The organism is Pseudomonas sp. MPFS, assembly GCF_022537035.1.
Taxonomy (GTDB): domain Bacteria; phylum Pseudomonadota; class Gammaproteobacteria; order Pseudomonadales; family Pseudomonadaceae; genus Aquipseudomonas; species Aquipseudomonas sessilinigenes.
This window is the reverse complement of the sequence record NZ_CP066123.1, coordinates 5,085,053-5,110,665: the sequence shown is the minus strand read 5'-3', so window position 1 is coordinate 5,110,665 and position 25,613 is coordinate 5,085,053. Positions and strand designations below refer to the sequence as shown.

The 25,613-nt window shown below is 62.1% G+C and carries 27 protein-coding genes and 1 riboswitch; of the genes, 21 read left to right on the top strand and 6 right to left on the bottom strand.

Annotated elements, in window-relative coordinates:
* Positions 1–119 precede the first annotated feature (119 nt).
* Genes relA through I9018_RS23295 form a run of 3 tightly spaced genes read left to right on the top strand, consistent with a single transcriptional unit; the run spans position 120 to position 3,786 of the window.
* Entirely contained in the window at positions 120–2,363 is a 2,244-nt protein-coding gene (relA, locus tag I9018_RS23305; RefSeq protein WP_068587512.1) for a GTP diphosphokinase, read from the top strand.
* Positions 2,364–2,386: 23 nt separating this feature from the next.
* On the top strand, positions 2,387–3,220 hold the full coding sequence (gene mazG / locus I9018_RS23300; protein WP_241107615.1) for a nucleoside triphosphate pyrophosphohydrolase: 834 nt from the start codon (positions 2,387–2,389) through the stop codon (positions 3,218–3,220).
* A 26-nt stretch (positions 3,221–3,246) separates the two neighbouring features.
* The gene (locus I9018_RS23295; RefSeq protein WP_068587508.1) at positions 3,247–3,786 is read left to right on the top strand and encodes a DUF2058 domain-containing protein; all 540 of its coding nucleotides are present in this window, start codon (positions 3,247–3,249) and stop codon (positions 3,784–3,786) included.
* A 96-nt stretch (positions 3,787–3,882) separates the two neighbouring features.
* On the opposite strand, the gene I9018_RS23290 is transcribed toward I9018_RS23295, so the two are convergent.
* The 4 genes from I9018_RS23290 to purM form a co-directional block, all read right to left on the bottom strand.
* The gene (locus I9018_RS23290; RefSeq protein ID WP_083236070.1) at positions 3,883–4,071 is read right to left on the bottom strand and encodes a hypothetical protein; all 189 of its coding nucleotides are present in this window, start codon (positions 4,069–4,071) and stop codon (positions 3,883–3,885) included.
* A gap of 286 nt (positions 4,072–4,357) precedes the next feature.
* Positions 4,358–5,071, bottom strand: a complete 714-nt coding sequence (locus tag I9018_RS23285) for a DUF3108 domain-containing protein (RefSeq protein WP_241107614.1) — start codon at positions 5,069–5,071, stop codon at positions 4,358–4,360.
* Between the two features lie 8 nt (positions 5,072–5,079).
* On the bottom strand, positions 5,080–5,730 hold the full coding sequence (gene purN, locus I9018_RS23280; protein ID WP_124348368.1) for a phosphoribosylglycinamide formyltransferase: 651 nt from the start codon (positions 5,728–5,730) through the stop codon (positions 5,080–5,082).
* An 11-nt stretch (positions 5,731–5,741) separates the two neighbouring features.
* Positions 5,742–6,800 (bottom strand): phosphoribosylformylglycinamidine cyclo-ligase, encoded by a 1,059-nt coding sequence (gene purM / locus I9018_RS23275; protein WP_241107613.1) that lies wholly within the window; start codon positions 6,798–6,800, stop codon positions 5,742–5,744.
* Between the two features lie 369 nt (positions 6,801–7,169).
* Between purM and I9018_RS23270 the strand changes: the two genes are divergently transcribed.
* The 6 genes from I9018_RS23270 to I9018_RS23245 all read left to right on the top strand — a co-directional run bounded on the left by I9018_RS23270 (position 7,170) and on the right by I9018_RS23245 (position 12,445).
* Positions 7,170–8,213 carry a DUF2066 domain-containing protein gene (locus tag I9018_RS23270; RefSeq protein ID WP_241107612.1) on the top strand — a complete coding sequence of 348 codons (1,044 nt, stop codon included), beginning with the start codon at positions 7,170–7,172 and terminating at the stop codon, positions 8,211–8,213.
* Between the two features lie 37 nt (positions 8,214–8,250).
* Positions 8,251–9,324, top strand: coding sequence for an AI-2E family transporter (locus I9018_RS23265; RefSeq protein WP_241107611.1), 1,074 nt, complete (start codon positions 8,251–8,253; stop codon positions 9,322–9,324).
* A 195-nt stretch (positions 9,325–9,519) separates the two neighbouring features.
* Entirely contained in the window at positions 9,520–10,224 is a 705-nt protein-coding gene (gene hda / locus I9018_RS23260; RefSeq protein ID WP_068587496.1) for a DnaA regulatory inactivator Hda, read from the top strand.
* A 218-nt stretch (positions 10,225–10,442) separates the two neighbouring features.
* Positions 10,443–11,063, top strand: a complete 621-nt coding sequence (locus I9018_RS23255) for an NlpC/P60 family protein (RefSeq protein ID WP_068587494.1) — start codon at positions 10,443–10,445, stop codon at positions 11,061–11,063.
* 164 nt (positions 11,064–11,227) lie between these two features.
* Positions 11,228–11,761, top strand: coding sequence for a C40 family peptidase (locus I9018_RS23250; protein WP_241107610.1), 534 nt, complete (start codon positions 11,228–11,230; stop codon positions 11,759–11,761).
* A gap of 21 nt (positions 11,762–11,782) precedes the next feature.
* Positions 11,783–12,445 (top strand): class I SAM-dependent methyltransferase, encoded by a 663-nt coding sequence (locus I9018_RS23245; protein WP_241107609.1) that lies wholly within the window; start codon positions 11,783–11,785, stop codon positions 12,443–12,445.
* A 2-nt stretch (positions 12,446–12,447) separates the two neighbouring features.
* Here the strand turns inward: I9018_RS23245 and I9018_RS23240 are convergent, their stop codons facing one another.
* Positions 12,448–13,764: a sorbosone dehydrogenase family protein gene (locus I9018_RS23240; protein ID WP_068587574.1), complete on the bottom strand. Its 1,317-nt coding sequence runs from the start codon at positions 13,762–13,764 to the stop codon at positions 12,448–12,450.
* 69 nt (positions 13,765–13,833) lie between these two features.
* Positions 13,834–14,415 (bottom strand): hypothetical protein, encoded by a 582-nt coding sequence (locus tag I9018_RS23235; RefSeq protein ID WP_241107608.1) that lies wholly within the window; start codon positions 14,413–14,415, stop codon positions 13,834–13,836.
* Positions 14,416–14,584: 169 nt separating this feature from the next.
* Positions 14,585–14,820, top strand: a riboswitch (cobalamin riboswitch).
* Positions 14,821–14,900: 80 nt separating this feature from the next.
* Between I9018_RS23235 and cobO the strand changes: the two genes are divergently transcribed.
* The 12 genes from cobO to I9018_RS23175 all read left to right on the top strand — a co-directional run bounded on the left by cobO (position 14,901) and on the right by I9018_RS23175 (position 25,486).
* The gene (gene cobO, locus I9018_RS23230) at positions 14,901–15,512 is read left to right on the top strand and encodes a cob(I)yrinic acid a,c-diamide adenosyltransferase (protein WP_241107607.1); all 612 of its coding nucleotides are present in this window, start codon (positions 14,901–14,903) and stop codon (positions 15,510–15,512) included.
* Positions 15,513–15,522: 10 nt separating this feature from the next.
* The gene (locus tag I9018_RS23225) at positions 15,523–16,857 is read left to right on the top strand and encodes a cobyrinate a,c-diamide synthase (protein ID WP_241107606.1); all 1,335 of its coding nucleotides are present in this window, start codon (positions 15,523–15,525) and stop codon (positions 16,855–16,857) included.
* Positions 16,850–17,500 (top strand): 5,6-dimethylbenzimidazole synthase, encoded by a 651-nt coding sequence (gene bluB / locus I9018_RS23220; protein ID WP_068587482.1) that lies wholly within the window; start codon positions 16,850–16,852, stop codon positions 17,498–17,500. The genes I9018_RS23225 and bluB overlap by 8 nt, the downstream gene beginning before the upstream one ends.
* On the top strand, positions 17,497–18,405 hold the full coding sequence (gene cbiB / locus I9018_RS23215; RefSeq protein ID WP_241107605.1) for an adenosylcobinamide-phosphate synthase CbiB: 909 nt from the start codon (positions 17,497–17,499) through the stop codon (positions 18,403–18,405). Before bluB ends, cbiB begins: the two co-directional genes overlap by 4 nt.
* Positions 18,398–19,390, top strand: a complete 993-nt coding sequence (gene cobD, locus I9018_RS23210) for a threonine-phosphate decarboxylase CobD (protein ID WP_241107604.1) — start codon at positions 18,398–18,400, stop codon at positions 19,388–19,390. The genes cbiB and cobD overlap by 8 nt, the downstream gene beginning before the upstream one ends.
* Positions 19,387–20,838, top strand: a complete 1,452-nt coding sequence (locus I9018_RS23205; protein ID WP_241107603.1) for a cobyric acid synthase — start codon at positions 19,387–19,389, stop codon at positions 20,836–20,838. The genes cobD and I9018_RS23205 overlap by 4 nt, the downstream gene beginning before the upstream one ends.
* Before the next feature lie 40 nt (positions 20,839–20,878).
* Positions 20,879–21,400, top strand: a complete 522-nt coding sequence (gene cobU / locus I9018_RS23200) for a bifunctional adenosylcobinamide kinase/adenosylcobinamide-phosphate guanylyltransferase (RefSeq protein WP_068587474.1) — start codon at positions 20,879–20,881, stop codon at positions 21,398–21,400.
* Positions 21,397–22,452: a nicotinate-nucleotide--dimethylbenzimidazole phosphoribosyltransferase gene (gene cobT / locus I9018_RS23195; RefSeq protein ID WP_068587472.1), complete on the top strand. Its 1,056-nt coding sequence runs from the start codon at positions 21,397–21,399 to the stop codon at positions 22,450–22,452. The genes cobU and cobT overlap by 4 nt, the downstream gene beginning before the upstream one ends.
* Positions 22,449–23,024, top strand: a complete 576-nt coding sequence (cobC, locus tag I9018_RS23190) for an alpha-ribazole phosphatase family protein (RefSeq protein WP_241107602.1) — start codon at positions 22,449–22,451, stop codon at positions 23,022–23,024. Before cobT ends, cobC begins: the two co-directional genes overlap by 4 nt.
* A gap of 1 nt (position 23,025) precedes the next feature.
* Entirely contained in the window at positions 23,026–23,757 is a 732-nt protein-coding gene (locus I9018_RS23185; RefSeq protein WP_241107601.1) for an adenosylcobinamide-GDP ribazoletransferase, read from the top strand.
* A 70-nt stretch (positions 23,758–23,827) separates the two neighbouring features.
* Positions 23,828–24,232, top strand: coding sequence for a MarR family transcriptional regulator (locus tag I9018_RS23180; protein ID WP_068587466.1), 405 nt, complete (start codon positions 23,828–23,830; stop codon positions 24,230–24,232).
* A 51-nt stretch (positions 24,233–24,283) separates the two neighbouring features.
* Positions 24,284–25,486, top strand: coding sequence for an MFS transporter (locus I9018_RS23175; protein WP_241107600.1), 1,203 nt, complete (start codon positions 24,284–24,286; stop codon positions 25,484–25,486).
* Positions 25,487–25,613 lie beyond the last annotated feature (127 nt).

Genomic DNA, 25,613 nt, shown 5'->3' with positions numbered 1-25,613 from the left:
GGCTTGTCTAATCCGACTGGTCCTCAAGGCCTGGCTCGCTGGCCCTGCGAGCAAGGCCTGAGCGTTGAAGGTCAGCGATTTGACGTACTGAATGTGCGTCGTAGGGAAGGTAAAGCAAGATGGTACAGGTGAGAGCGCACCAGCCGGTCAACACCGATGGCAGTATCAATCTCGAGGCGTGGCTCGATCATACGGTCAGCGTCGACATGGCACTGGACCGTGAAGCGTTGAAAGAGGCCTGCGAGTTCGCTCGTGAGGCCGAGCAGCAATACATCACGACGAAGAGTCTCGGCACCGAGGATGCATCGTGTTTCAGCACGGGCCTGGAGATCGCCGAGATTCTCGCCGATCTCAAGCTGGACCAGGATTCGCTGGTCGCCGCGGTGCTGTACCGTGGGGTCCGTGAAGGGCAGATCCCGCTGGCGGCGGTCAGCCAGCGCTTCGGTCCGGTGGTGGCCAAGCTGATCGACGGTGTGCAGCGCATGGCGGCGATCACCGCCAGCCTCAGCCCTCGGCAGTCCCTGGTGCTGGGTACCCAGACCCAGGTTGAAAACCTGCGCAAGATGCTGGTGGCCATGGTCGACGACGTGCGCGTGGCATTGATCAAGCTGGCCGAGCGCACATGCGCGATCCGGGCGGTGAAGGGCGCAGATGAAGAGAAGCGCAACCGGGTCGCGAGGGAAGTCTTCGACATCTACGCGCCCCTGGCCCACCGCCTGGGTATCGGGCACATCAAGTGGGAGCTGGAGGACCTGTCCTTCCGTTACCTGGAGCCCGAGCAGTACAAGCAGATCGCCAAGCTGCTGCACGAGCGGCGCCTGGATCGCGAGCGCTTCATTGCGGATGTGATGAGCCAGTTGCAGAGCGAGTTGCAGGCTACCGGGGTCAACGCCGATATCAGCGGCCGGGCCAAGCACATCTATTCCATCTGGCGCAAAATGCAGCGCAAGGGCCTGGAGTTCAGCCAGATCTACGACGTGCGCGCCGTGCGGGTCCTGGTGCCGGAAATGCGCGACTGCTACACCGCGTTGGGCATCGTCCACACCCTTTGGCGACATATCCCCAAGGAATTCGACGACTACATCGCCAACCCCAAGGAAAACGGCTACCGCTCGTTGCATACCGCGGTAATCGGTCCCGAGGGCAAGGTGCTGGAGGTGCAGATTCGCACCCATGCGATGCATGAGGAGGCGGAGCTGGGCGTCTGCGCCCATTGGCGCTACAAGGGCACCGACGTCAAGTCCGGTTCCAACCATTACGAAGAGAAGATCTCCTGGTTGCGCCAGGTGCTGGAATGGCACGAGGAACTGGGAGACATCGGCGGCCTGGCCGAGCAGCTGCGGGTGGATATCGAGCCGGACCGGGTGTACATCTTCACCCCCGACGGCCATGCCATCGACCTGCCCAAGGGCGCCACGCCGCTGGACTTCGCCTACCGGGTGCATACCGAGATCGGCCACAACTGCCGGGGCGCGAAGATCAACGGTCGGATCGTGCCCCTCAACTACAGCCTGCAGACTGGCGAGCAGGTTGAGATCATCACCAGCAAGCATGGCACTCCGAGCCGCGACTGGCTGAACCCGAACCTGGGCTACGTCACCACGTCCCGGGCACGGGCAAAGATCGTCCATTGGTTCAAACTGCAGGCTCGCGACCAGAACGTTGCTGCAGGCCGGAGCCTGCTGGAGCGCGAACTGAATCGCCTCGACCTGCCGCAGGTCGATTTCGACAAGTTGGCCGATAAGGCCAACATGAAGATCGCCGAAGATATGTTTGCAGCCCTCGGTGCCGGTGATTTGCGCCTGGCGCAATTGGTCAACCTGGCCCAGCAGCTGGTAGAGCCCGAGCGCGGCAATGAGCAGTTGGAGCTGATTCCACGCAAGGCAACCGGTTACAAGCCGGGCAAGCGCGGCGACATCCAGATCCAGGGCGTGGGCAACCTGATGACCCAGATGGCCGGTTGCTGCCAGCCGCTGCCGGGGGATGCCATCGTCGGTTACATCACCCAGGGCCGTGGTGTCAGCATCCATCGCCAGGATTGCGCGTCGGTGCTGCAGCTGGCGGGTCGCGAACCCGAGCGGATCATCCAGGTCAGTTGGGGGCCGGTGCCGGTGCTGACCTATCCGGTGGATATCATCATCCGCGCCTATGATCGTTCCGGCCTGCTGCGTGATGTGTCCCAGGTGCTGCTCAACGAGCGGATCAACGTGCTGGCGGTCAACACCCGTTCGAACAAGGAGGACAACACGGCGTTGATGTCCCTGACTATCGAGATCCCGGGGCTGGACGCGTTGGGGCGTTTGCTGGGACGTATCTCGCAGTTGCCGAACATCATCGAGACCCGGCGTAACCGGACTCCATGACAGCCCAGGACATGAACGACCCCATGTATAGCCTTGACGACCTGCTTCACTTGATGGCTCGCCTGCGCGACCCGCAATACGGCTGCCCGTGGGACCTCAAGCAGAGCTACGCCAGTATCGTTCCCCACACCCTGGAGGAGGCCTATGAAGTGGCCGATGCCATCGAGCGTCGCGACTTCGATCATCTGCCAGGTGAGTTGGGGGACTTGCTGTTCCAGGTGGTGTACTACAGCCAGTTGGCCAGGGAGGAGGGGCGTTTCGAATTCGCTTCGGTGGTGGATGGCATCACCCGCAAGCTGATTCGCCGCCATCCCCATGTGTTCCCGACTGGGGACCTCTATGCGCCGCTGGATCTGCCTCGGCTCGATGAGGAACAGGTCAAGGAGCGTTGGGAGCAGATCAAGGCCGAAGAGCGTGCCGAGAAGGCCAGCGTGCCACAGCAGCTGTCGTTGCTGGATGACGTGCCCATGGCCTTGCCGGCCCTGTCCCGCGCAGCCAAATTGCAAAAGCGTGCGGCCCAGGTTGGTTTCGACTGGCCTGAAGCCTTGCAGGTCGTGGACAAGGTTCGCGAGGAACTGGACGAGGTGCTGGAGGCCATGGCCGACAACGACATGCCCGCCATCACCGACGAGATGGGCGACCTGCTGTTTGTCGTGGTCAATTTGGCCCGGCACCTAAAGGTTGACCCGGAAGCCGCCCTGCGTAGCGCCAATGCCAAGTTCGACCGGCGTTTTCGATTTATCGAGCAGGCATTGCGCGATACCGGTCGTCCCATGGAAGATTGCACCCTTGAAGAGTTGGACGCCCTGTGGGGCGAAGCCAAGCGCCAGGAAAAGAATTTGCCCAGCTGCGGCTGAGGCCGTAGCCCAAGTGAGTGAGTACCATGAGCCTTTCCCTTCGCGACCAGTTGCTCAAAGCAGGACTGGTCAACCAAAAGCAGGCCAAGCAGGTCGGCAAGGACAAGCAGAAGCAGCAGCGCCTGGCCCACAAAGGCCAGGCGGTGCTTGACGACTCCCAGCAACGTGCGGCCCAGGAAGCCATGGCCGAGAAGGTCAAGCGCGACCAGGAGCTCAACCGCCAGCAGCAGGAGAAGGCCGAGCAGAAAGCCCGTGCAGCACAGATCAAGCAGTTGATCGAGGTTTCGCGCCTGCCCAAGCTGAACACCGAGGACTACTACAACTTCGTCGATGACAAGAAGGTCAAGCGCCTGTCGGTGAATACCCTGATGCGTAACAAGCTCAGCAGCGGTTCCCTGGCCATCGTTCATCATGGCGGTGGCTATGAAGTGATCCCCCGTGAGGCGGCATTGAAGATCCAGGAGCGCGATCCCCGTCGTATCGTGCAGATGAATACCCCTACCGAGGCGCCGGACGAAGACGATCCGTACGCGGCCTACCAGATCCCTGATGACCTGATGTGGTAACTGGCCACAGACGACAAACCCCGCTCATGGCGGGGTTTGTCGTTCATGGAGGTGGGGACCGGCGTGGAGATCCGTCACTACCAGGTGAGCCTTGACTCAGGAGCTCTGCAGAGCGCGCTGTTGTTCAAGCTTTTCCAGTTCCGCCTTGTAGCTATGGGCATCGCTCTCGGAATGGAACATGCCTACCAGTATGTCTTGTTGATGCACATCCCAGATGCGCACGCCTGCGGCTACGCCTTCATGGGACATGTGTGAATCGTCGCGTTCAGTCACTTTTACAGTCATCTGCTAGCTCCAATCTCTGTTGATCTGCAGCAAGGCATGTGCAGGACTCTGTTATATATTTTGTTAGCTTGCTAAGTAAATTGCCTGGGTTTGCAATAAACCTTTGCAAAAACGAAAACAATGCTGCAGCCCGCGAAAGCCGTGGCATTTCGCCGCAGGGCGGAAAGTTTCATGACAAAAGTTTCATCTTCGCGATCTTGCATCGCCATTTCGGGGGGAGGGCGAACGGCCAGATTTCGGGCAAAAAAAAGCCCCGCGTCTAGCGGGGCTTCGTGTAGCTATCGGCTCAGCTGCCCTTGACGGTCTTGCCGTCGACGGTGCCGTTGAGGAGCATGATGTTGTACTCCTTGCCGTCGGTTTCCACCTGCTGCAGACGCACTAGCAGGTAATCCCAATCCTTGGCGAACCACATCACGGTGGTGCGCTTGCTTTGTGTCGGATCGCGTACGCGCTCGACCTTGATCGCGTCGATCTGGCCGGCCTTGGTGTCGACCTTTTCCGAGCCCAGCACGCGGAAGTCGTAGGTGTCGACGTCGTTACCATCGACCACTTGGTAGCTCATGGTCTTCTTGCCGGCCGCTACGTCATGCTGCAGGGCCAGCTGGTAGGTGGACTTGTCCACCATGCCGGTGTTCAGTGGCAGTTTTACCGCGTCGCCACGATCGCTACCGGTGACCATCTTCGCGGTCCAGTCGAAATCCAGATCGGATTTCTTGGCCTTGCCCAGGCCGCCGCGTTCGAAGTGATAGGACTGGGGAACCAGGGCGTCCTTTTCCAGGGTCAAGGTGCTTTCTTCCGTCAGGCTGGCGATCATCATCGACGCCTTGAAGCTGAGTTTCCAAGCGCCGCTGGCGGTTTTTTCCAGGCTGCGTTCAGCTGTGCCGCTCATGGGCAATTGCTTCCAGTCGGCGGTGTAGCTGGCGGAGAACGGGTGAAGATCTGCCGCCTGCACAACCGGCAGGGCGAACAGAGCACAAGCGAAGAGCAGGGCGCGACGCATAAAATCTCCTAGGTTCGAATCAAATAACCGCTGGCGGCCAGTAATTTGCCGTCCAGTAAAGCACCTTGGTCGCCGAGCGTCAGCCGACCCTCGGCAAACCAGCGTACTGCCATGGGGTAAATCCGGTGTTCCTGAACGTGTACTCGCTGCGCCAGGCTCTGGGGCGAGTCGTGCAACTCTACCGGGATCACAGCCTGTACGACCAGAGGCCCGCCATCGAGTTCCTCGGTGACGAAGTGCACGCTGCAGCCATGTTCCGTGTCCTTGGCCTCCAGCGCTCGCTGATGAGTATGTAACCCTTTGTATTTGGGGAGCAGCGAAGGGTGGATATTCAGCAGGCGGCCTTGGTAGTGGCGGACGAAACCGGCGCTGAGGATGCGCATGAATCCGGCCAGCACCACCAGTCTTGGCTGGAAGGTGTCGATCAGTTCGATCAGGGCTTGATCGAAGGCCTCGCGGCCTTCGAAGGTAGTGTGATCGAGGAAGCGGGTAGCGATACCCGCTTCCTTGGCGCGCTGGAGGCCGTAGGCATCGGCGCGGTTGGATATCACGGCAGCGATGCGGGCCGGGTTGTCGCCGGTCCGCAGGTTGTCGATCAAGGCTTGCAGGTTACTGCCGGTGCCGGACAGCAGCACCACAACATCACAGGTCGGCGACATCCGCTCTTGCATCAGTGAGCCTTGAGGTTCTTCAGTTCAACCTGGGCTGCGCCCTCGGCGGCAGTGGCGATCTGGCCGATGACCCAGGGTTGTTCGCCAGCTTCGCGCAGCACTTGCAGGGCGTTGTCGACCTGGTCCTGGGCTACGCAGATGACCATGCCCACGCCGCAGTTCAGTACGCGATGCATTTCATGTTCGTCGACGTTGCCCTTTTCCTGCAGGAAGTCGAACACCGCCGGACGCTGCCAGCTGGCCACATCGACCAACGCCTGGGCGCCTTTTGGCAGCACGCGCGGGATATTGTCCAGCAGGCCGCCGCCGGTGATGTGGGCCATGGCCTTGACTGCGCCGGTCTGCTTGATCAGCTTGAGCAGTGGCTTGACGTAGATGCGGGTCGGGGCCATCAGCAGGTCGGCCAGTGGCTTGCCGTCGAGCTGGGTGCTGTCGATGTCGGTGCCGGACACTTCGAGGATCTTGCGGATCAGCGAGTAGCCGTTGGAGTGCGGGCCGGAGGAAGGCAGGGCGATCAGGGCGTCGCCAGTGACCACTTTCGAGCCGTCGATGATCTCGGCTTTTTCCACCACGCCGACGCAGAAACCGGCCAGGTCATAGTCCTCGCCTTCGTACATGCCAGGCATCTCGGCGGTTTCACCGCCCACCAGCGAGCAGCCAGCCAGTTCGCAACCGGCGCCGATGCCGGTGACTACGGTAGCGGCCACATCGACGTTGAGCTTGCCGGTGGCGTAGTAGTCCAGGAAGAACAAGGGCTCGGCACCGCAGACCACCAGGTCGTTGACGCACATGGCGACCAGGTCCTGGCCGATGCTGTCGTGCTTGTTCAGGTTCAGCGCCAGGCGCAGCTTGGTGCCGACGCCGTCGGTGCCGGAGACCAGCACTGGCTGCTTGTAGCCGGCCGGGATCTCGCAGAGGGCGCCGAAGCCGCCCAGGCCACCCATGACTTCAGGGCGTGCGGTGCGCTTGGCTACGCCCTTGATGCGTTCGACCAGTGCTTCGCCGGCGTCGATGTCTACACCGGCGTCTTTGTAGCTCAGGGAGGGTTGCTTGCTCATTGATCCAGGCCTTTAAGGGGATTCAGGGATATCGACCGAATCAATGAGACCGCTGATGCACTGTAAAAGTGATTCAGGGGCCCCGCTGATGGCGGTCTGCGAAGGCGCGCGATTTTATCAGGCTTGAGGGGCAGCGGCCATCCTCGGGCCGACGGGGAGGAGCATATCCCGCGAAAAAAACCGCGATTGCCCATGTTGGTGCTTCCGCCCATGCCTGTATAAGGTATAGCGCTCTAGTGGCTATCGTTATGACAGCGCGAAAAACAATCGAGCGGCAGGTGAATGTTTTGCCGAGGCTTGTGGTCACAGCCTTGTCCGCCGTACTGCATGCGTGCTGTTTCAACCGTTTTCTGTCATCGAGAATTTTCCATGCGTTTGGGTCGATTTCTATTTGTGGGCTGTTTGTCATTGGTCAGCCTGGCCAGTCATGCCGAAACCTTGAATGGCCTGTATCAGGTGCGTGAGCCTGTGAGCAGCCAATCGCCACAGGAGCGCGACCAGGCGACCCAGCGGGCCCTGGAGACCCTGGTGCTGCGCCTGACCGGAGATGCCAAGGCGGCACAGGCGCCGGGCCTGGAAGGGGTTCGCAAGGACCCGCAGCAGATTATCAGCCAGTACGGTTATGACGCCGGGCCACCGGAAAGCCTGCAGGTGGACTTCGATCCGCTCAGCACTGACCGGGCCTTGCGCCAGGCTGGATTGTCGCTGTGGGGGAGTAACCGTCCGTCCATCCTCGGTTGGTGGTTGAGTGACTCTACCGAAGGCTCGACCCTGGTCGGTGATGGCCAGGCCAGCGCGGCACCGCTGCGACGAGCCGCCCAGCATCGCGGCTTGCCTTTGCGTTTGCCGCTGGGGGATCTGGACGAACAGATCGTGGCGACTGCGCCCAACTTGGAGGGCTCCGATCCGGCACCGCTGCGCGCGGCCTCGGAGCGTTACGGTGCGGATGCGTTGCTGGCGGTACATGCCCGTGAAGAGGGAGGGCAGTGGCAGGCCAAGTGGCGACTGTGGTTGGGTGAGCAGAAGGAACAGGGAACTGTCCAGGGCGCGGATACCGCGGCCCTGGCCGATGCTGTGCTGTTGGCCGTGAGCCAGCGCCTGGCGCCACGTTTCGTTACCCGTCCAGGTGTTTCCAGTGAGCAACTGCTTGAGGTGCAGGGCATGAATCTTGAGCATTACGCTGCCTTGGGCCACCTGTTGGAGCCTTTTGGCGCGCAATTGCGTAGCGTCGATGGTGACCGGATCGTCTATCGGGTCAATGGCAGCGCCGAGCAGCTGCGAGCGCAGTTATCCCTGGCCAAGTTGCAGGAGATTCCTGCCGAGCAGGCGCAGGCAGCGCCTGTGCCGGGTGCTGTGGGTGAAGCGCCGGTCGCTGCCCCGGGCTCTGTGGCGCAACTGCGCTTTCGTTGGTAGCGGGTGTTTTCCTTCTATATAGAAGCAGGGGTGCTTTATGGTTGATGCCCGTCGTTGGGTCTGGTTGGGTGCGGCGCTTCTGGTTTGTGGGTTCTTCTACCTGCTGCATCCGATCCTGAGCCCGTTCCTGGTGGCGCTGCTTTTGGCCTATCTGTTCGATCCGCTGGTGGATCGCCTGGAAAAATGGGGCTTGTCGCGTACCTGGGGGGTGGTCGCGGTCTTCGCCTTGTTCATCCTGATCGTGATGACGTTGCTGTTGGTCCTGGTTCCCATGCTCGCCAAGCAGTTGGTGCGGCTCTATGAGTTGGCCCCGCAGATGCTCGACTGGGTGCAGCACACCGCGATGCCCTGGGTCCAGTCCAGGTTGGGGCTGGCCGACGGTTTCTGGAAGTTCGACAAGGTCAAGGCCGCGATCAGTGAACATATGGGGCAGACCACCGATATCGTCGGCGTGGTGCTGAGCCAGGCCACGGCTTCGGGGTTGGCGCTGATCGGCTGGTTGGCCAACCTGGTGCTGATCCCGGTGGTCGGTTTCTATCTGTTGCGTGACTGGGACCTGATGATGGCCAAGATCCGCAGCTTGTTGCCGCGTAATCGTGAGGAGCGCGTGGTGGCGTTGGCGGGAGAGTGCCACGAAGTGCTGGGGGCCTTTATCCGTGGGCAACTGCTGGTGATGCTGGCGTTGGGGGGGATCTACGCAGCGGGGTTGATGGTGGTAGGGCTGGAGCTGGGCCTGTTGATCGGGCTGATTGCCGGGCTTGCGGCCATCGTGCCGTACATGGGGTTCATCATCGGCATCGGTTCGGCCTTGATTGCCGGTCTGTTCCAGTTTGGCGGCGACCTGTACCCGATGATCGGTATCGTTGCGGTGTTCATGGTGGGCCAGGCCCTGGAGGGCATGGTCCTGACCCCCCTGCTGGTTGGCGATCGCATCGGCCTGCATCCGGTGGCGGTGATTTTCGCAATTCTTGCCGGTGGAGAGCTGTTCGGCTTTACCGGGGTATTGCTGGCCTTGCCTGTGGCGGCGGTGATCATGGTTTTGGTGCGCCATGTGCACGACCTGTACAAGGAGTCGGATATCTACAGTGGTGCAGAGGACCCCGACTTGTAGTGGGGTTGGGCGGGGGCTTGAGCATGGGCTGGATGCCATCCAGTCTGTCAAATAAGCCCCTGGAGTCCTTTTGGTTCACGCAAACCTTTGATTTTGCTTGTGGTCTGCTGCATTGTGCGCTCGGCGTCACGAGTATAAACTTTGCAAACTTTACACTGAGGCCACTAACGGTTCGTTCGGAACTGTTCAGTCAGCATGAAACCGATTCAGCTGCCCCTGGGGGTGCGTCTGCGTGATGACGCCACCTTCATCAACTACTATCCAGGCGCCAATGCCGCTGCACTCGGCTATGTCGAGCGTCTTTGCGAAGCCGACGCCGGCTGGACCGAAAGCCTGATTTATCTCTGGGGCAAGGATGGCGTGGGTCGTACCCACTTGCTGCAGGCAGCGTGCCTGCGCTTCGAGCAGTTGGGGGAGCCTGCGGTATACCTGCCGCTGGCCGAGTTGCTGGATCGTGGTATCGAGATTCTCGATCACCTGGAGCAATATGAGCTGGTGTGCCTGGATGATCTGCAGGCCGTGGCTGGCAAGGCTGACTGGGAAGAGGCGCTGTTCCACCTGTTCAATCGTTTGCGTGACAGCGGTCGGCGCTTGCTGATCGCAGCGTCGACCTCTCCGCGTGAATTGCCTGTGAAACTGGCGGACCTGAAATCACGCCTGACCCTGGCGTTGATCTTCCAGATGCGTCCGCTTTCGGATGAAGACAAGTTGCGTGCCCTGCAGTTGCGCGCCTCCAGGCGGGGCCTGCACCTGACCGACGAAGTCGGGCACTTTATCCTGACGCGTGGTACCCGCAGCATGAGTGCGTTGTTCGAGTTGCTCGAGCGTCTCGACCAGGCTTCCTTGCAGGCGCAGCGCAAGCTGACCATTCCTTTCCTGAAGGAAACCCTGGGCTGGTAACGATGGTTTTCCAGTCATCCTATGGGGTTCGGGCATAATTCAGGCGCCAGAAAACGCGCCTTTGGAAGGGCTTCCAAGGGCGGGTGCGGCTTAAATGGGCTTAAAGCCTTAGATGTACGCAAGAAACTCATAAGTCACATTCTGATCGATTGAATTTGCAAATGAGAGCGATAGAAGGCATAGTCGCTACTTCTTTTATTCAAGCCACGGTCGTGCCCATGCTAAATCGCTTCGCACCCCTCGTGCCTCTCGCACTCGTTACCCTGTTGTTTGGTTGCGCTTCCCATACTCCGGTGTCGCAGCAACAAGTCGTACAGCAGGCTCAAGTCACTACCAAGAACCAGTCTTCCGCTGTTTACCAGGAAGAGCTGGCAACTGAAAAGGAACTGGCAGAATTCGCTGACAGCAAGCCTTATCAGTTGCCAGTTCTGGCTGACAGCATTCTCGAGCGCGGCATGTCCCTGATCGGTACCCGCTACCGTTTCGGCGGGACCTCCGAAGCCGGCTTCGATTGCAGTGGGTTCATTGGTTATCTGTTTCGTGAAGAGGCAGGCATGAATCTGCCTCGCTCCACTCGCGAAATGATCAACGTCAAGGCTCCCCTGGTTGCGCGCAACAACCTCAAGCCGGGTGATCTGCTGTTCTTCAGCACCAATGGCCGCGGACGTGTCAGCCATGCCGGTATCTACCTGGGGGATGATCAGTTCATCCACTCCAGCAGCCGTCGTAGTGGTGGCGTACGGGTCGACAGCCTGGGTGACAGCTACTGGAGCAAGACCTTCATTGAAGCCAAGCGCGCACTCGCCATGGCTCCAACCGTAGTCACCGCGCGTAAATAAGCAGACTATTTGTAGGGCGAAGTTAAAGTCTTACTTGAAGTTTGGCGCGTAGGCGCTAGAATCCTGATCTATTGTTGAAACAAACCGCGTAAGCCTCGCTTACGCGGTTTTGTTTTCAGTACCACGGCAGAGAAAGCCGCATCCCGATCAGGATTGTTCAGCTTATGTCGACCTCGGCCCGTATCGCTCTCATCGTCCTCGCCGCGCTGCTCAGCGCTTGTGCCAGCCGTACTCCGCCTCCTGCGCCCGTGGTACGTGCTCCGGTATTCAATTCCTCCCAAACCTTTTCTCCGGTTGCCGAAGATGTGCTGTTTCGTGCCTTGGGCCTGGTGGGTACGCCTTATCGCTGGGGCGGCAATACCCCTGACTCAGGTTTCGATTGCAGTGGGCTGATCGGTTATGTGTACCGTGATGCCGCTGGTATCTCGCTGCCGCGCTCGACTCGCGAGATGATTGGCATGCAGGTCCCGGATGTGGGCAAGAACGCGCTGCAAACCGGTGACCTGATCTTCTTCGCCACCAATGGCGGCTCCCAGGTCAGCCATGCGGGGATCTATGTCGGCGAAGGACGTTTCGTGCATGCCCCGGCCACTGGCGGCACAGTGAAGCTCGACAGCCTGTCCAAGGCCTACTGGCAGAAAGCCTACCTGAGCGCCAAGCGCGTGCTGCAGCCAGAACACTTGGCGCACAATCCATAATCATTTCTTGTCGAGGTGTTCGTGACTGCCCGTACGCTCAACCTCGACGATGCCCTCTATCAGTACCTGCTGGACGTTTCCCTGCGTGAAACGCCATTGCTGCGCCGCCTGCGGGATGAAACCCAGGTCTTGCCCACTGCGCGCTGGCAGGTTGCGCCGGAGCAGGGGCAATTCCTCGCCCTGTTGATCAAGCTGATCGGTGCTCGCCGGGTACTGGAAGTTGGCACCTTCACTGGCTATAGCGCCTTGTGCATGGCCCAAGCGTTACCTGGGGATGGTTCGCTGGTCTGTTGTGATCTTCCTGGTGACTACAACGCTACTGCCCGCCGTTACTGGCAGGAGGCTGGAGTCGAGCAGCGTATCGATCTACGCCTGGCGCCTGCCCTGGAAACCCTGGCCAGCCTGGAGCAACAGGGGCAGGGTGATTCTTTCGACCTGATCTTCATCGATGCCGATAAGGCCAATTACCCGGCTTACCTGGAGTCCGCGCTGCGCTTGCTGCGCACTGCAGGGTTGGTCGTGTTCGATAACACCTTGTGGAGTGGGCGGGTGTTGGAGGTGGCTCCTGCCAGCGAGGATACCCGGGCCATCCAGGCGCTCAATCGTGCCCTCAAGGATGACCCGCGTATCGATCTGTCGTTGCTGCCCCTGGGGGATGGCCTGACCCTATGTCGCAAGCGCTGAGCTCAGGGTTTCTTGGCAGTGCTCACGCGCCAGATCTTGTTGCCGACGTCATCGGCGACCAGCAGCGCCCCTTGCTGGTCGATCACCACTCCCACCGGTCGCCCCATGGCGTTCTTGTCAGCATCTAGAAAGCCGCTGAGCAGGTCGATTGGCTGTCCTTGGGGCTTGCCGCCGCTGAACGGTACGAAGATCACTTTGTAGCCGCTATGGGGCTTACGGTTCCAGGAACCGTGCTGGCCGATGAAGGCGCCTTCGGTGAAGGGGGCGGGAAGCTTGCTGCCTTCGGCGAAGGCCAGCCCCAGCGAGGCGGTATGCGGCCCTACGGCGTAGTCCGGGGCGATGGCCTTGGCCACGAGCGCCGGGTCCTGGGGCTTGACCCGCACATCCACGTGCTGGCCGTAGTAGCTGAAGGGCCAGCCGTAGAAAGCGCCATCCTTGACCGAGGTGATGTAGTCGGGCACCAGGTCGCTGCCGATCTCGTCCCGCTCGTTCACCGCTGTCCAGAGCGCTCCGCTCACTGGTTCCCAGGCCAGGCCGTTGGGGTTGCGCAGGCCGGTGGCGAACAGTCGGTGCTGGCCACTGGCACGGTCCACTTCCCAGATCGCCGCCCGGCCTTCTTCCTTGTCCAGGCCGTTTTCGCCGACGTTGCTGTTCGAGCCGGTGGTCACGTACAGCTTGCTGCCGTCCTTGCTGGCGATGACGTTCTTGGTCCAGTGATGATTCAGCGTGCCGCCAGGTAGGTCGAGCACTTTGATGGCGCTGGCGTTGATCCTGGTGTCACCGTTCTGGTAGGGAAAGCGCAGCAACTTGTCGGTGTCGGCCACATACAGGTCGTTGCCCACCAGGGTCATGCCGAAGGGCGAGTTGAGGTTTTCCAGGAATACGCTGCGAGTCTCCGCCACACCGTCATGATCGGCATCGCGCAGCAAGGTGATGCGATTGGCGCTGGGGACGGTGGCGCCGGCGCGCTCCATCACCTTGCCGGCTACCCAGCCGCGAAGGCCCTGGCTGTCGTCCGGCTTGGGCGGGGCATTGGTTTCTGCCACCAGGACGTCCCCATTAGGCAGGACATAGAGCCAGCGTGGATGGTCGAGGTTCTCGGCGAAGGCGTTGACCTGGGTGCCGCTGGCGGCCTGGGGTTTGGTTCCCTGGGGCCAGCCGACGGCCGGGGCGATGTTCAGCGTGGGAATCAGCGTGGGATTGGGTTCCGGCAGCTTGGGGGTTGGGCCGGTTCCATCCGCGACCTGAAGGCTGGAGGTTTCGCCGCAGGCGGCGAGACCGGCGGCGATGATGAGCAAGGTATGGCGTGGTTTGAGCATGTTGATGTCCCTATGGATGCGCGAACGTTCAATCATAGAGAGGCATGGACGGGCCTGGGTTCCTTGTACTCAGCGGGCTTCCTTGAACAGTACGGCTATTCCGGGGTGATACTGGCCAGCCTCGTTGTGTAGTTTGCGATACGCATAGGGGAAATACCAGGCCACGGCGCAGCAGTGTTCCTTCTGCAGATCGTCAAGCATGTCCTGCAGCTCTTCGGGAGTAGCACTGTGCTGTGCCTTTTGAGGGGCGACGAACAGGCAGCCAAGCTTCAAGTCGCTGGCATAGCTGATTGCCCTCGCCTCATTGGCGATATCCAGCAGTGCCTGGGTCAGGTTCAGGCTGTTGACTCGTGGCCAGCGCTGGGTGGCCTGGATGTAGGCGCGTTCTTCCTTGGTGGCCAGGTACAGGCCGGTACGAGCGTTGCGTGCACCTTCTTCAAGCTGCTTCTTGCTGGGGCTGTGTTCGAGGGTCACCATCTCGGCCATCCAGGCCGCAGCGGAGAGCAGGCCCAGGTTGACCTGTTCGTCGAACCAGTAAGGGGTTTCGTTATCGCCGCGGACCGCGTTGTAGCGGTCAATGCAATCGAACCAGCGCTCCAGCATCGGACGCAGGAATTCCAGCCTTGGATTGCTGATGATCATGCCTTGCATCGAACTCACCCCTTATTGTTGTGTGACGGGACGTCATGTCCTGAAAGTGGCTATTTGATATCACTCCCTCCAGTGTGGCACAAGACTGGCGTCAGTTTGTTGATGCAGTGCAGTTTTGTGCAGGATGTGGCGGGCCGCTTCAATTGACGCTCCATTCTCAACCCTCTAACCTTCGCGACTTGTTTCAGGTGCTCTGTGGCCACAGGTCGATAGAGTGAAACAGGGAAGCCGGTCAGGGTCCTCTCCAGCCATGGAGCAGGCGACGATTCCGGCGCTGCCCCCGCAACGGTAGGTGAGTCAAGATTGCGCAAGTGCCACTGTGTCGAAGCAGGCATGGGAAGGCGCGCAGTCCGGCAGCGATGCCGCTCATGAGCCCGGAGACCGGCCTGACTCATCCAACGGCATCACGGTGGGCGATGCCAGGCTTGTGCCGTCTATTCCTGTTCCTGCCCCCAGTTCCCCCAGCCCCAACGGAGAGCTGTCCCATGAGTGAATCCTTCGAGCGTGACGAACGTCACCTGGCGCGCATGCTGCGCAAAAAAGCGGTGATCGACGAACGTATCGCCAACTCCCCCAATGAGTGCGGGCTGTTGCTGGTGCTGACTGGCAACGGCAAGGGCAAGAGCAGTTCGGCCTTTGGCATGCTGGCACGGTCCATGGGGCACGGCATGCGGTGTGGCGTGGTGCAGTTCATCAAGGGCCGCGACAGTACCGGTGAGGAATTGTTTTTCAGGCGTTTCCCCGAGCAGGTGCGGTTTCATGTAATGGGTGAGGGTTTCACCTGGGAGACCCAGGATCGCCAGCGTGATATCGCCGCCGCCGAAGCCGCCTGGGCGGTATCCCGGGAGTTGCTGAGCGATCCAGAGATTGGCCTGGTGGTGCTCGATGAGCTGAACATCGCCCTCAAGCATGGCTACCTGGACCTGGATCAGGTGCTCAGCGACCTGCAAGCCCGTCCGCCGATGCAGCATGTGGTGGTGACAGGGCGCGGGGCCAAGCCGGAAATGATCGAGTTGGCCGACACCGTCACCGAGATGGGCATGCTCAAGCATGCCTTCCAGGCCGGTATCAAGGCGCAGAAAGGCATCGAGCTGTGAGCGTGAACCCATGAATGATGTTCGTCATTGCCCGGCGGTATTGATCGCCGCACCGGCATCCGGCCAGGGCAAGACTACCGTGACCGCCGCCCTGGCGCGCCTGCACCGCAATCAGGGGCGCAAAGTGCGGGTCTTCAAGTGCGGGCCGGATTTTCTCGACCCGATGATTCTCGAGCGTGCCAGTGGTGCCCCGGTGTACCAGCTGGACATGTGGATGGTGGGTGAGCAGGAGAGCCGCCGCCTATTGTGGGAAGCCGCGGGCGAGGCCGACCTGATCCTGATCGAGGGGGTCATGGGGCTGTTCGATGGCACGCCCTCCAGCGCCGACCTGGCACGGCATTTTGGAGTGCCGGTGCTGGGGGTGATCGACGGTACCGCCATGGCCCAGACCTTTGGTGCCCTGGCCTTGGGCCTGGCGCGCTACCAGCCGGACCTGCCATTTGCCGGGGTGCTGGCCAATCGTGTCGGCACCTTGCGCCATGCGCAGTTGCTCGAAGGCAGTCTCACCGAAGGGTTGCGCTGGTATGGCGCCCTGTCCCGGGAGACGGATATCGAATTGCCCAGTCGCCATCTGGGGCTGGTGCAAGCCAACGAGCTCAATGACCTGGACTTGCGCCTGGATGCCGCCGCCGAGGCGCTGGCCAGCAGTTGCCAGGTAGCGCTACCGCCTGCTGTTGGCTTTGCTGCCCCCATTCCGACAATGTGTGAACCACTGCTCGAGGGTGTACGCATTGCCGTGGCACGGGATGAGGCATTTGCCTTTACCTATGGCGCCAACCTGGACTTGCTGCGAGCCATGGGGGCGCAGTTGAGCTTCTTTTCACCGATCCACGACCGCGAGCTGCCTGAGGCCGACAGCCTGTACCTGCCAGGCGGTTACCCCGAATTGCATCACCAGGCGCTGGAGCGCAACAGTGCGATGCTGGCGGCTATTCGTGCTCATCATGGCGCTGGCAGGCCCTTGCTCGCCGAGTGTGGCGGGATGTTGTACTTGCTGGATTCCCTGGTCGATGTCCAGGGCCAGCGAGCCGAGCTGCTGGGCCTGCTCCCCGGCGAAGCGGTGATGCAGAAGCGTCTGGCTGCCCTGGCCTTGCAAGCGGTGGACCTGCCGGAGGGTAGCCTGCGAGGCCATACCTACCATCATTCCCTGACCAGTACCGAGCTTGCGCCTATCGCCCGGGGCTCCAGTCCCAACGGTGGCCGTGGTGCCGAGGCGGTCTATCGGGTCGGGAGAATGACGGCCTCCTATGTGCATTTCTACTTTCCATCCAATCCTGCGGCGGTGGCCGCGTTGTTCGCTCCGAAGCGAGAGGTTGATGTAGCTGGGGGCGTCACGGGTGACTGAACAGGCTTTTTCCTCGCTCGAGCGCGAGGCGGTCTATCGGGCCATTGCCGAGCGTCGCGACATGCGCCATTTCGCCGGCGGCAGCGTCGCTCCCGAGCTGTTGCAGCGCTTGCTGACGGCAGCCCACCAGGCGCCGAGCGTGGGGCTGATGCAGCCTTGGCGTTTTATCCGCATCAGCGACCGCGTGCTGCGGGGGCAGATCCAGCAATTGGTGGAAGAGGAGCGAGTGCGCACCGCCGAGGCCCTGGGGGAGCGCTCCGACGAGTTCATGAGGCTCAAGGTCGAAGGCATCAACGATTGCGCCGAGCTTTTGGTGGCCGCGTTGATGGACGGCCGCGAGCGGCATGTCTTCGGTCGGCGGACCCTGCCGGAGATGGACCTGGCGTCCTTGTCCTGCGCGATCCAGAACCTGTGGCTGGCGGCGCGTAGCGAAGGCCTGGGAATGGGCTGGGTATCGCTGTTCGAGCCCCAGGCGCTAGCCGACTTGCTGGGCTTGCCGGAGGGGGCCAAGCCCCTGGCCGTGTTGTGCCTGGGGCCGGTCACCGAGTTCTACCCGGCGCCAATGCTGGCCCTGGAAGGCTGGGCACAGCCGCGGCCGTTGAATGAATTGTTGTATGAAAACCGCTGGGGAGTAAGCCAATGAGCGTGGCATTGCTGAGTGTCGCCGGGGTGGGGCTGGATGCGTTGCTGGGCGAGCCCAGGCGCTGGCATCCACTGGTGGCGTTCGGGCGCCTGGCGGATCGGATCGAGCAGCGTTTCAACGCTGCCGGAAGAGGCTGGCGCAGTCATGGTGTCACTGCCTGGGTGCTGGCCGTCCTGCCCCTGACTCTACTGGCCACGGCGTTGTCCTGGTTGCCCTATATCGGCTGGCTGGTGGAGATCCTGGCGTTGTACTGCGCCCTGGGGCTGCGCAGCCTTGGCGAGCATGTCGAGCCCGTGGCCCAGGCGCTGCGCAGCGATGACCTGGACGAAGCTCGGCGCCGGGTAGGGTATCTGGTGAGCCGCCAAACCAGCGAGCTGGACGCCACCGCCGTGGCTCGGGCAGCGACCGAATCGGTGCTGGAAAACGGTAGCGATGCGGTGTTCGCCGCCTTGTTCTGGTTCGCTGTGGCGGGTGTGCCGGGAGTGGTGCTCTATCGACTGAGCAACACCCTGGATGCAATGTGGGGTTATCGCAACGAGCGCTTCGAGCGCTTCGGCTGGGCAGCCGCACGGATCGACGATCTGCTCAACTATGTGCCGGCGCGCCTGGTGGCCCTGACTTATGCCTTGCTGGGCAAGACCCGCCTGGCGTTCAAGTGCTGGTACCGCCAAGGGCCCACCTGGGACAGTCCCAATGCGGGCCCGGTGATGGCGGCTGGCGCCGGCGCCCTGGGCGTCGAGTTGGGGGGCGCGGCGATCTATCATGGTCAGTTGCATCAACGCCCACAATTGGGTGAGGGCGAGCCGGCCAGTGCCGGTTCCATCGATCGTGGCTGGCAACTGGTGCAGCGAGGCGTTTGGCTCTGGTTGCTGATTCTTTGCCTGGGGGCTGAATTCTATGCTTGAGCACGGTGGTCGGTTACGCAAGGCAGCCCTGGAGCAGGGTATTCCTGAAGAGGCCTGGCTTGACCTGTCCAGTGGCCTGGCGCCCTGGCCGTTTCCATTGCCGCAGATACCGCTGCGTGCATGGGCGCGCCTGCCAGAGACCGACGATGGTCTGGAGCAGGCGGCCTGCGAGTACTACGGCGCCAGGGAGGTGCTGCCGGTAGCGGGCTCTCAGGCTGCGATCCAATTGCTGCCGCGTTTGCGGCGTACGGGCAAGGTCGGGGTGTTGTCGCCCTGTTATGCCGAGCATGCGCAAGCCTGGCGCCGCGCCGGGTACCGGGTTCGCGAGGTGCTGGAGCAGGAGGTGGACTTCTTTCTCGACAGCCTCGACGTGCTGGTGGTGGTCAATCCCAACAATCCCACGGGCCTGAGCCTGCCCCCGGAGCGCCTGCTGGAGTGGCACGGGCGCCTGGCCCAGCGCGGTGGCTGGCTGGTGGTGGACGAAGCCTTCATGGACAACACCCCCGAGCTGAGCCTAGCCGGTCATGCCCACCAGGTGGGGTTGATCGTCCTGCGTTCCTTCGGCAAGTTCTTCGGCCTGGCTGGTGTGCGGCTGGGGTTTGTCCTGGCCGAGCACCGGTTGCTCAAGCTACTGGCCGAACAGGTCGGGCCCTGGGCTGTCAGTGGTCCGACCCGGGTGCTGGGCCAGGCCTGCCTGCAAGATGTCGCCGGGCATGCCCGCCAGCGCCAGCGCAGCGAAGTGGCCAGCCAGCGGTTGGTGGACGTCCTGGAGCGCCATGGTTTCAAGCCCCAGGGTGGTTGTGCCCTGTTTCAATGGCTGATCACCGCCGAGGCCGAGCGCTTGCATCAGTTCATGGCGCGACAGGGCATTCTGCTGCGCCTGTTCGTCCATAACAGCAGCCTGCGTTTCGGCTTGCCTGCCGAGGAGGCCGATTGGGTGCGCCTGGAGCAGGCGCTGCTGGCCTACCGCAAGGATCACCCATGACAACACTGATGGTGCAAGGCACCACTTCGGACGCCGGCAAGAGCACCCTGGTTACTGCGCTGTGTCGCTGGCTGGTGCGCCAGGGTGTCGGCGTGGTGCCCTTCAAGCCGCAGAACATGGCCCTCAACAGTGCGGTGACCGCCGATGGCGGCGAGATCGGCCGGGCCCAGGCGGTCCAGGCCCAAGCTGCTAACTTGGTGCCTCACACTGATATGAATCCGGTGCTGCTCAAGCCCAATAGCGACACTGGTTCCCAGGTAATCATCCATGGTCGTGCGGTGACCACCATGAATGCCGTGGCCTATCACGACTACAAGGCGATTGCCATGCAGGCGGTGCTGGCCTCCCACGAACGGCTGCGGGCCGCTTACCAGGTGGTGATGGTGGAAGGTGCCGGTTCTCCGGCCGAGATCAACCTGCGGGCCGGGGACATCGCCAATATGGGGTTCGCCGAGGCGGTGGACTGCCCGGTGTTGCTGATCGCCGATATCAATCGTGGCGGTGTGTTCGCCCATTTGGTGGGTACGCTGGAGCTGCTTTCGCCTAGCGAACAGGCCCGGGTCAAGGGCTTCATCATCAACCGCTTTCGGGGCGACATCGCATTGCTGCAACCAGGCCTGGACTGGTTGCAGCAACGCACTGGCAAGCCGGTGCTGGGTGTGTTGCCCTATGTCATGGACTTGCACCTGGAGGCCGAGGACGGTATCGACCAGCGTCAGGCCAGCAAGGTCGAGCAGTTGCTCAAGGTCGTGGTGCCGGTATTGCCGCGCATCAGCAACCATACCGACTTCGATCCCTTGCGCCTGCATCCCCAGGTGGACCTGCAGTTCATTGGCCCCGGCCAGGCGATTCCCGCGGCAGACCTGATCATTCTTCCTGGTTCCAAGAGCGTACGCAGCGACCTGGCCTACCTGCGGGCCAATGGTTGGGAGCAGGCGATCTCCCGGCACCTGCGCTATGGCGGCAAGCTTCTGGGGATCTGTGGTGGCCTGCAGATGCTCGGCGAGCAGGTGCACGATCCCCTGGGGCTCGAAGGCGTAGCGGGATCGAGCGCGGGCTTGGGGCTGCTGGCCTTCGAGACCGTGCTCGAAACAGAAAAGCAGTTGCGTAATGTCAGTGGTCGCCTGGTCTTGGAAGGCGCGAAGGTCAGCGGCTACGAGATTCACGCCGGAGTCAGCCGTGGGCCTGCCTTGGAGCAAGCCCCTGTGCGGCTCGACGACGGGCGCAGCGATGGCGCCTATAGCGACGACGGGCAGATTATCGGCACTTATCTGCATGGCCTGTTCGAGACCCCGGCCGCGTGTGGCGCGTTGTTGCGTTGGGCTGGCCTGGAGGATGTGCAAAAGGTGGATTACCACGCCTTGCGCGAGCGCGATATCGAGCGCCTGGCGGACCTGGTGGAGCTCCACCTGGATACCGGCGCACTGCGCCAGCTCTGTCACCTCTAGCCGCGCCCATGTTCCGTTTTCTCTTCAAAGGTGCCCAAGCATGTTGCAACTGATCCTCGGCGGTGCCCGCTCCGGCAAGAGTCGCCTGGCTGAAAAGCTGGCCGGTGACAGCGCCCTGGCGGTGACTTACATCGCCACCAGCCAGCCACTGGATGGCGAGATGAATCAGCGCATCGTCCATCACCGCGAGCGGCGTCCGGCACATTGGGGGCTGATCGAGGAGCCGCTGGAATTGGCTCGGGTGCTGCAGCAGGCCGCTGCCGAAGGGCATTGCCTGTTGGTGGATTGCCTGACCCTGTGGCTGACCAACCTGCTGATGCTCGAAGACCAGGCACGCCTGGTCGCCGAGCGCGACGCCCTGCTGCAATGCGTGGCGACACTGCCGGGCAGCATCATTTTTGTCAGCAACGAGACCGGGATGGGTGTCGTGCCGCTGGGCGAGTTGACTCGCCGCTACGTGGATGAAGCCGGTTGGCTGCATCAAGCTCTGGCCGAGCGTTGTCAGCGTGTGGTGCTGACTGTCGCCGGCCTGCCCCTGACTTTGAAAGGACCCGCGTTATGAGTAATTCCTGGTGGCAGAATCCGTGCAAAGCGATCGATGCCCAAGTGGTCGAGCAGGCGCTGGCGCGTCAGCAGCAACTGACCAAGCCGGCCGGCTCGCTGGGCCAACTGGAGCCACTGGCTGTACGCCTGGCGGGGCTGCAGGGGCAGCTCAAGCCGAGCCTCGAGCAGCTGTGGATTGCGATTTTCGCCGGTGATCACGGGGTGGTGGCCGAGGGTGTTTCTGCCTATCCGCAGGAAGTCACCGGGCAGATGCTGCTGAACTTTGTCAGTGGCGGCGCGGCTATCAGTGTGCTGGCCCGTCAATTGAGGGCGCAGCTGGAAGTGGTGGACCTCGGGACTATTAATCCCAGCCTGGAGCTGGCCGGGGTGCGTCACCTGAACCTGGGGCCGGGTACGGCGAACTTCCTCATGGGCCCGGCCATGACTCCTGCCCAGGGCGAGCAGGCACTGCAGGCTGGTCGCGACAGCGCGCTGCGTGCTCGCGAACAGGGCGCCCAGTTGTTCATTGGTGGGGAAATGGGCATTGGCAACACCACGGCCGCCAGCGCCATCGCCTGCGCCTTGCTGGGCATTCCGGCTGCGCAACTGGCTGGTCCCGGTACTGGCTTGAACGCCGCTGGGGTCAGCCATAAGGCCCAGGTCATCGAGCGTGCCCTGGCGCTGCATCCGCAGGCTTGCAACGACCCCTTGTACGCATTGTTCAGCCTGGGCGGCTTTGAAATCGCGGCGTTGGCGGGGGCCTATCTGGCTTGCGCCCAGGAGGGTATCGCGGTGCTGGTGGATGGTTTTATCTGCAGCGTTGCCGCGTTGGTGGCTGTGCGCCTGAATCCGGCCTGCCGACCCTGGTTGCTGTTCGCCCATCAGGGCGCCGAGCCGGGGCATCGCCATGTGTTGCAGGTCCTGGAGGCCGACCCCTTGCTGGACCTGGGGCTGCGCCTGGGCGAGGGCAGTGGTGCTGCACTGGCGGTACCTTTGTTGCGCCTGGCTTGCGACCTGCATGGGCAGATGGCGACCTTTGCCGAGGCTGCCGTGGCAGACCGCCCGGCATGATCCTGCACCTGGATCTGTTGCGCCACGGCGAGACCGAGTCGGGGGGGGGCTTGCGTGGCAGCCTGGACGATGCGCTGACCAGCCATGGCTGGCAGCAGATGCACGATGGAGTCCAGGGGCGCGGTGAATGGGATTTGGTGGTCAGTTCGCCTTTACAGCGTTGTGCTCGGTTTGCCGAGCAATTGACCGAGCGTCTGCAATTGCCGCTGGTCCTGGAGCCGGACCTGCAAGAGCTGCATTTTGGTGCCTGGGAGGGGCGCAGTGCGGCATCCCTGATGCAGGCCGATGCCGAGGCGCTGGGGCGCTTCTGGTCCGATCCCTATGCTTTCACCCCGCCTGAAGGTGAGCCGGTGGAGCGTTTCTCGCAGCGGGTGCTGGCGGCGATCGACCGCCTTCACCTGGCTCACGCCGGTCGACGTGTACTGCTGGTCAGCCATGGCGGCGTGATGCGCCTGCTGTTGGCGAGGGCGCGCGGGCTACCTCGTGAACAGCTGTTGAATGTCGAAGTGAGCCATGGCGCCTTTTTCAGCCTGAAGGTGATGGCGGCCGGCTGTTTGAGCGAGGAGGGCTGAGATGCTGCCGTTCTGGATTGCCTTGCAGTTCCTCAGCAGCCTGCCGATCCGCCTGCCAGGCATGCCGCAGCCTAAGGAGCTGGGGCGCTCCCTGTTGTGCTATCCGCTGGTGGGGTTGCTCTTCGGGATCTTGCTATGGGCGTTGAGTGCCGTGCTCGGTGGGGTTCCGGTATTGCTGCAGGCGGCCCTGCTCCTGGCGGCCTGGGTCTTGCTCAGTGGTGGCTTGCATCTGGACGGGTTGGCGGACAGTGCCGATGCCTGGCTGGGTGGTTTTGGTGATCGCGAGCGTACCCTGAGCATCATGAAGGACCCTCGCAGCGGGCCGATTGCCGTAGTGACCCTGGTACTGGTGCTGTTGCTCAAGTTCACTGCCCTGGTGGTCCTGATCGAACGACAGCAGGGCTTTGCCCTGCTGCTGGCACCGCTGATCGGGCGTAGCGCCCTGCTTGGGCTGTTCTTATGCACGCCTTATGTGCGTGCCGGTGGCCTGGGGCAGGCCCTGGCTGATCATTTGCCGCGTTTGGCTGGGCGGCAGGTGATGGGCTTGAGCGTGCTGGCCTGCCTGCTGCTAGGGGGTTATAGCGGGCTGTGGGCCCTGCTCATGGCTTTCGCGGCGTTCTGCTGGTTGCGCCATCTGATGCTGCGGCGGCTTGGGGGGACTACTGGAGATACCGCCGGGGCCTTGCTGGAGCTGTTGGAAATGGTGGTTTTGCTGAGCGTGGCGCTGTTTTGAACCACAGTGCGCTGCGGTATTTTTATTGAAAATTATTGCCTTGGATCAGTCGCGGGTATATACACGCATCATGCTTCCCTCTCAATGTTTGTGCACCAACCTGCGGCGCGCCGCCCGTGGCGTCAGCAGGTTCTATGACGGAGCCCTCGATGGCTTCGGGATCAACGTCGCCCAGTATTCCTTGCTGAATAATCTGCTGCGCCTGGACCAGCCGAGCATTTCCAGCCTGGCTGAAGCCATGGGGCTGGATCGCAGTACGCTAGGGCGCAACGTGCGGGTCCTGGAGGCTGCTGGCTTGGTGCGCTTGATGGAGGGTGACGACCAACGCAACCGCCTGGTGCAACTCACCGAGGCCGGGCGTGAGCGGCTGGCCGCGGCCCTGCCGGCCTGGGAGGCTGCCCAGCAGCGACTGATCGATCGCCTGGGGGCGCAGAAGCGTGAAACCCTGTTGGCCTTGCTGAACGAACTGGCTTGATGAGGGTTCGTTCGAATATAAGCGGGTAGCTACCCGTAACGGAGAATAAAAATGTCATCGACGTGGCGTACCAGCAGTTGGGTACTTCTTGGCAGTGCACTGATTCTGGCTTTATCGCTGGGTATCAGGCATGGCTTCGGCCTGTTCCTGCCACCCATGAGTGCGCAATTCGGCTGGGGGCGTGAAGTCTTCGCGTTTGCCATCGCCTTGCAGAACCTGGTCTGGGGCCTGGCCCAGCCTTTCACCGGAGCGCTGGCCGACCGTTTCGGGGCAGCGAAGGTGGTGCTCATCGGTGGTGTGCTGTATGCCGTTGGGTTGCTGTTCATGGGGTTGGCGGATTCCCCCCTGTCGCTGTCCCTGAGTGCCGGGTTGTTGATCGGTATCGGCCTGTCCGGTACGTCGTTCTCGGTGATTCTTGGTGTGGTTGGTCGGGCGTTGCCGCCAGAGAAGCGCAGCATGGGCATGGGGCTCGCCAGTGCCGCAGGCTCTTTCGGACAGTTCGCCATGTTGCCCGGAACCCTCGGCCTGATCGGCTGGCTGGGCTGGTCCAGTGCATTGTTGGTGCTGGGCTTGCTGGTTGCGTTGATCGTGCCCTTGGTGAGCATGCTCAAGGACAAACCGCTACCGGTGCTAGGGCACGAGCAAACCTTGGCAGAAGCCCTGCGCGAGGCGTGCTCTCATTCCGGGTTCTGGTTGCTGGCGTTCGGCTTTTTCGTCTGCGGCTTCCAAGTGGTGTTTATCGGTGTGCATCTTCCGGCCTACCTGGTGGACCAGCACCTGCCAGCGACGGTAGGTACCACGGTGCTGGCCTTGATCGGCCTGTTCAACATCTTCGGGACCTATACCGCAGGTTGGCTCGGGGGGCGGATTTCCAAGCCGCGCCTGCTCACGGCCCTCTATCTGCTGCGGGCGGTGGTGATCGTGTTGTTCCTGTGGCTGCCGGTGACCCAGACCAGTGCCTACCTGTTCGGCATGGCCATGGGGTTTCTCTGGCTATCGACCGTGCCCTTGACCAACGGGACGGTGGCCACCTTGTTTGGGGTCAGGAACCTGTCGATGCTTGGCGGTATCGTGTTCCTGTTCCACCAATTGGGTTCTTTCCTGGGGGGCTGGCTGGGAGGCGTGGTGTATGACCGCACAGGCAGTTACGACCTGATCTGGCAGGTGGCGGTTTTGCTCAGCCTGTTGGCTGCTGTCCTCAATTGGCCGGTGCGTGAGTGTCCCGTGGCGCGCTTGCAGGCCTGCGCCGCATGAGGCCCTGGCTCGCTTGGGGCATCGGTCTGGGAGTGGGGACCGTCCTGCTGTTGCTGGCCTGGTGGGGTTGGCACCGCGGTGGGTTGGCGTTGATGCAGTTGGGCATGGGCGCTTGCTAGGCGTGTGC

Coding starts and splice junctions, on each gene's coding strand:
- relA (WP_068587512.1), top strand. CDS start 120: ATGGTACAGGTGAGAGCGCACCAGCCGGTCAACACCGATGGCAGTATC.
- mazG (WP_241107615.1), top strand. CDS start 2,387: ATGTATAGCCTTGACGACCTGCTTCACTTGATGGCTCGCCTGCGCGAC.
- I9018_RS23295 (WP_068587508.1), top strand. CDS start 3,247: ATGAGCCTTTCCCTTCGCGACCAGTTGCTCAAAGCAGGACTGGTCAAC.
- I9018_RS23290 (WP_083236070.1), bottom strand. CDS start 4,071: ATGACTGTAAAAGTGACTGAACGCGACGATTCACACATGTCCCATGAA.
- I9018_RS23285 (WP_241107614.1), bottom strand. CDS start 5,071: ATGCGTCGCGCCCTGCTCTTCGCTTGTGCTCTGTTCGCCCTGCCGGTT.
- purN (WP_124348368.1), bottom strand. CDS start 5,730: ATGTCGCCGACCTGTGATGTTGTGGTGCTGCTGTCCGGCACCGGCAGT.
- purM (WP_241107613.1), bottom strand. CDS start 6,800: ATGAGCAAGCAACCCTCCCTGAGCTACAAAGACGCCGGTGTAGACATC.
- I9018_RS23270 (WP_241107612.1), top strand. CDS start 7,170: ATGCGTTTGGGTCGATTTCTATTTGTGGGCTGTTTGTCATTGGTCAGC.
- I9018_RS23265 (WP_241107611.1), top strand. CDS start 8,251: ATGGTTGATGCCCGTCGTTGGGTCTGGTTGGGTGCGGCGCTTCTGGTT.
- hda (WP_068587496.1), top strand. CDS start 9,520: ATGAAACCGATTCAGCTGCCCCTGGGGGTGCGTCTGCGTGATGACGCC.
- I9018_RS23255 (WP_068587494.1), top strand. CDS start 10,443: ATGCTAAATCGCTTCGCACCCCTCGTGCCTCTCGCACTCGTTACCCTG.
- I9018_RS23250 (WP_241107610.1), top strand. CDS start 11,228: ATGTCGACCTCGGCCCGTATCGCTCTCATCGTCCTCGCCGCGCTGCTC.
- I9018_RS23240 (WP_068587574.1), bottom strand. CDS start 13,764: ATGCTCAAACCACGCCATACCTTGCTCATCATCGCCGCCGGTCTCGCC.
- I9018_RS23235 (WP_241107608.1), bottom strand. CDS start 14,415: ATGCAAGGCATGATCATCAGCAATCCAAGGCTGGAATTCCTGCGTCCG.
- cobO (WP_241107607.1), top strand. CDS start 14,901: ATGAGTGAATCCTTCGAGCGTGACGAACGTCACCTGGCGCGCATGCTG.
- I9018_RS23225 (WP_241107606.1), top strand. CDS start 15,523: ATGAATGATGTTCGTCATTGCCCGGCGGTATTGATCGCCGCACCGGCA.
- cbiB (WP_241107605.1), top strand. CDS start 17,497: ATGAGCGTGGCATTGCTGAGTGTCGCCGGGGTGGGGCTGGATGCGTTG.
- cobD (WP_241107604.1), top strand. CDS start 18,398: ATGCTTGAGCACGGTGGTCGGTTACGCAAGGCAGCCCTGGAGCAGGGT.
- I9018_RS23205 (WP_241107603.1), top strand. CDS start 19,387: ATGACAACACTGATGGTGCAAGGCACCACTTCGGACGCCGGCAAGAGC.
- cobU (WP_068587474.1), top strand. CDS start 20,879: ATGTTGCAACTGATCCTCGGCGGTGCCCGCTCCGGCAAGAGTCGCCTG.
- cobT (WP_068587472.1), top strand. CDS start 21,397: ATGAGTAATTCCTGGTGGCAGAATCCGTGCAAAGCGATCGATGCCCAA.
- cobC (WP_241107602.1), top strand. CDS start 22,449: ATGATCCTGCACCTGGATCTGTTGCGCCACGGCGAGACCGAGTCGGGG.
- I9018_RS23185 (WP_241107601.1), top strand. CDS start 23,026: ATGCTGCCGTTCTGGATTGCCTTGCAGTTCCTCAGCAGCCTGCCGATC.
- I9018_RS23180 (WP_068587466.1), top strand. CDS start 23,828: ATGCTTCCCTCTCAATGTTTGTGCACCAACCTGCGGCGCGCCGCCCGT.
- I9018_RS23175 (WP_241107600.1), top strand. CDS start 24,284: ATGTCATCGACGTGGCGTACCAGCAGTTGGGTACTTCTTGGCAGTGCA.